At 69.0% G+C, this 4,040-nt stretch carries 3 protein-coding genes and 1 pseudogene; 1 reads left to right on the top strand and 3 read right to left on the bottom strand.

Going from position 1 to position 4,040, the window contains the following annotated elements; genetic code table 11:
• Positions 1–17 precede the first annotated feature (17 nt).
• Together STRTUCAR8_RS55235 and STRTUCAR8_RS34020 are read right to left on the bottom strand one after the other, a co-directional pair.
• Positions 18–152, bottom strand: coding sequence for a hypothetical protein (locus STRTUCAR8_RS55235; protein ID WP_006380772.1), 135 nt, complete (start codon positions 150–152; stop codon positions 18–20).
• A 419-nt stretch (positions 153–571) separates the two neighbouring features.
• Positions 572–2,395 (bottom strand): bifunctional metallophosphatase/5'-nucleotidase, encoded by a 1,824-nt coding sequence (locus tag STRTUCAR8_RS34020; RefSeq protein ID WP_006380771.1) that lies wholly within the window; start codon positions 2,393–2,395, stop codon positions 572–574.
• Positions 2,396–2,589: 194 nt separating this feature from the next.
• Between STRTUCAR8_RS34020 and mshD the strand changes: the two genes are divergently transcribed.
• Entirely contained in the window at positions 2,590–3,525 is a 936-nt protein-coding gene (gene mshD, locus STRTUCAR8_RS34015; protein WP_006380774.1) for a mycothiol synthase, read from the top strand.
• Here mshD and STRTUCAR8_RS54690 read toward each other — a convergent pair.
• A pseudogene (locus tag STRTUCAR8_RS54690) lies at positions 3,525–4,004 on the bottom strand (ferredoxin reductase); the annotation flags it as partial. The gene mshD and the pseudogene STRTUCAR8_RS54690 sit on opposite strands and share 1 nt — an antisense overlap.
• Between the last annotated feature and the right edge of the window lie 36 nt (positions 4,005–4,040).

Here is a 4,040-nt window from a genome sequence, read left to right as displayed (position 1 = left end):
CCGCCTCATGACAGATCTCAGTGCTGGTGCCCGACCGGACGACGCTGCACCTTCTGGGGTGCGGGCTTCTTCGGAGCCTTCTTCTTCGGGGCCGGCGCGGGGGCGGCGGGCTTGGCGGCCTTCTTTACGGGGACAATCTTGTGGAAGCTCATAGGAATTCCCTCCGGGTTTGTGAATTGACAGTTGATGACTTGCTTTTAGCTGTGACCGCCGCTGCGTCAGCCCTTGTGGTCGATCGGCCGACGCTTGGGAGCGGCCTTCTTCGGCGCGGCCTTCCTCGGCGCCGGGGCGCCCTTGCAGGCCTTCTTGACCGGGGCGATCTTCTTGAAGCTCATGTTGCTCTCCCTTGTTTTCCGTGCCGTTCGCGTCGTTTGCGTGTTCGCTTTCGACATGGAAAACACTACGGGAGCCCCGAGGCGAAAAACGCCAATTCCTCTTAGACCTCGATGAATTGCACCTGAGACCAAAATTCAGAACACCCAGGGAACCGATCCGCAATTCACACAGGACTTATTACGGGCACGACAAAGGGCCCAAGGCAGGTCGCCTTGGGCCCTCTGAGGGACAAGCGTTACTGCACGATCGTGATCCGGTTCGCCGCCGGCGGCGCGATCGGGGTCGTGGCCGTGGAGTTGGCGGTCAGGTAGTCCGCCAGCGCCGCCAGGTCGTCCGTGCCGACCAGGTCGCCCGTGCCCTGGCCCAGCGTCGGGAAGCCGTCGCCGCCGCCCGCGAGGAAGCTGTTCGTCGCGACGCGGTAGGTGGCGGCCGGGTCGATCGCCGCACCGTTCAGCCTGACGGAGGCGGCGACCAGGCGCTCCGCGCCCGCCTTCGTCATGTCGAGCGTGTAGGTGAGCCCCGAGGACACCTGGAGCACCTTCGGCGAGGCGGCGTTCGTGCCGCTCACCTGCTCCTGGAGTACGGAGACCAGCTGGGCGCCGGTGAAGTTCTGCAGGTTCACCGTGTTGGAGAACGGCTGGACGGTGAAGCCCTCGGCGTAGGTGACGACGCCGTCGCCCTCACTGCCCTTGGCCGCGAACGTCAGCCCTGCCCGGATACCGCCCGGGTTCATCAGCGCGAGGTCGGTCTCCGGGTCGAGCTTCTTGCCGTACGCCAGTTGCGCGTCGGCGATGAGGTCGCCCATCGGGGACTCGGTGCCGGTGCTGTTGATGTCGCCGGAGATGTAGCCGATGGCGCGGTTGCCGATGGGCGCCGCGAGGGTGTTCCAGCGGGCGATCAGGGCGGTCATGTCGGCGGCCTTGGCGACGGTCCGGGTGACCACGTGGTTCGCGGAGGAGACGGCCGTACGGGCGATATCACCCGTCCAGCGGTCGTACGTCAGCGTGGTGTCCGTGTAGAGGCGGCCGAAGGACGCGGCCGAGGTGACCGTGCGCGGCTTGCCCGACGGGTCCGGGATCGTGCAGGCGTAGGCGGCGTGCGTGTGGCCGGTGACCAGCGCGTCGACCTTCGGGGTGACGTTCTTCGCGATGTCGACGATCGGACCGGAGATACCGGAGCCGGCGCCCGCCGCGTCACAGTCGTAGTTGTACGACCCGGAGGCGGGGAGGCCGCCCTCGTGGATCAGGGCCACGATCGACCTGACGCCCTGCTTCTCCAGCTCCTTGGCGTACTTGTTGATCGTCTCGACCTCGTCCTTGAACTTGAGGCCCTTCACTCCCTCGGCGGAGACGACACCGGGGGTGTCCTCCAGCGTCACGCCGATGAAGCCGATCTTGACGCCGTTCTTCTTCCACACCCAGTAGGGCTTGAGGATCGGCTTCCTGGTCTTCTCGTCGAGCACGTTCGCCGCGAGGTAGGGGAAGTCCGCACCCTTGAACTTCTTGCCCTTGACGTAGCAGCCGTCGGTCGGGTGGCAGCCGCCCTTCTGCAGACGGGCCAGTTCCCTGGCACCCTCGTCGAACTCGTGGTTGCCGACCGAGGTGACGTCGAGGTCGAGGCCGTTCAGCGCCTCGATGGTGGGCTCGTCGTGGAAGAGGCCCGAGATCAGCGGGGAGGCACCGACCATGTCGCCGCCGGCCGCCGTGATCGAGTACGGGTTGCTCTTGCGTGCCTCGCGCAGGTGCGTGGCGAGGTACTCGACACCGCCCGCGTCGATCGTCTTCGTCGTGCCGTCGGGCTGGATCTCGGTGACCCGGCCGGAGGAACCGGACGGCGGCTCCAGGTTGCCGTGCAGGTCGTTGAAGGACAGCAACTGCACGTCCTGGTAACGGCTCGGCTTGCTGTGGCCGTGACCGCCGGGCTTGTACGAGCTGTCGCCGGCGCTGGCCGGCAGAGCGGCGGCGGCGAGAGCGCCGACGGTGGCGATACCGGCGACACCGGCGAGCAGCGCGCGCGTACGGCGTCTGCGGCGGTGGTACGGCTGGGGTGTGACAGGCATGTGCCCCCCTGAAGTTCGTGGACGAGAGAAGAGGAAGGGAGTCCATGAGAGGACGTAAGAAAAGCGTGAGAATTCAGCCCCGTCCCGGCGCAGCCTAGGGTCAACGCGCGTAGCGCGACAGGGGTTCGGGGTTACGGAACGATTGCCGTCCCAGGCGATTCACCATGAAACGGGCAGGCCTTACCCTCGTAGCCATGACCAGCGACGACACCGCGCGCCCCGTTCCCCCCGGCCTGTCTCGTTCCATCGACACCCTGGCCGCCCTCACCCCCGAGCAGGCCGACGCCGTCCTCGCACTGCTCGCGGACGCCGCCCGGGCCGACGGGCAGCAGGCGGTGTCCGAGCAGGGGCGACTGCAGTTGCGCGGGGGTGCCCGTGAGGGGGTGTCGCACTTCCTCCTCTCCGTGGGCGGCGAACTCGTCGGCTACGCACAGCTGGAGGACACCGACCCGGTCGAGGCCCCGGCCGCCGAGCTGGCCGTCCACCCGGCCCACCGGGGCCACGGTCACGGGCGCGCGCTGGGCTCGGCCCTGCTGGCCGCCTCCGGCAAGCGGCTGCGCGTCTGGGCGCACGGCGGCCACTCCGCCGCCCGGCATCTGGCCCAGGTTCTCGGCCTCACCCTCTTCCGCGAACTGCGCCAGCTGCGGCGGCCGTTGACCGACCTGGAGCTGCCCGAGCCGAAGCTCCCCGAGGACGTGACGGTACGGACCTTCGTCCCCGGCGAGGACGACGCGGCCTGGCTCGCCGTGAACGCCGCCGCGTTCGCCCACCACCCCGAACAGGGCTCGCTGACCCAGCGCGACCTCGACGACCGCAAGGGCGAGGCCTGGTTCGACCCGGAGGGATTCTTCCTCGCCTTCCGCGACGGCGAACTCGTCGGCTTCCACTGGACGAAGACGCACGCGGCGGAGCGCCTCGGCGAGGTGTACGTCATCGGCCTGCGCCCGGGCGCCCAGGGCGGCGGCCTCGGCCGGGCCCTCACGACGATCGGCCTGCGCCACCTGGCCGAGCGCGGGCTGCCCACGGCGATGCTGTACGTCGACGCGGACAACACGGCGGCGGTGAGCCTGTACGAGCGGCTGGGCTTCGACACCCACGAGACGGACCTCATGTACCGGACCGAGTCCTGACGTAGTCCGTACTGGGGGCAATCCCGTTCTGGGGGCGTGGAGTCACGGGTGCGGCCGCCGTACAGCAGCGTCCACTCGGCGCCCGCCGCTTCGGCGGCGGCGAGCATCGGGAGGATCGGAGTGATGCCGATGCCGCCCGCGACGAAGCGGTACCGGGGAGCCGGCTTGAGGGCGAAGTGGTTCCGGGGCCCGCGTACCCGCACCTTGTCGCCCAGCCCCAACTGCCCGTGCACGTACTCCGATCCACCGCGTCCGTCCGGCTCGCGCAGCACCGCGACACGCCACGACGACCGGTCTGCGGGGTCGCCGCACAGTGAGTACTGCCGCTCAAGGCCGGGCCCGAGCACGACGTCGACATGGGCGCCCGGCTCCCATCCCGGCAACTCCTCACCCAGCGGGTGCCGCAGGGTGAGTGCGAGCACCCCGGCGGCGGCCGACTCCCGCCGTTCCACGACGAGTTCGGCTTCATAGACGCTCATGAGCTGTTTCCCTGGTGCTGGGCCGCCTGTTGCTGG

Origin of the sequence: Streptomyces turgidiscabies Car8, from assembly GCF_000331005.1 — a bacterium.
In the GTDB taxonomy this organism is placed as follows: Bacteria; Actinomycetota; Actinomycetes; order Streptomycetales; family Streptomycetaceae; genus Streptomyces; species Streptomyces turgidiscabies.
This window is presented reverse-complemented; position numbering and strand designations above follow the sequence as displayed.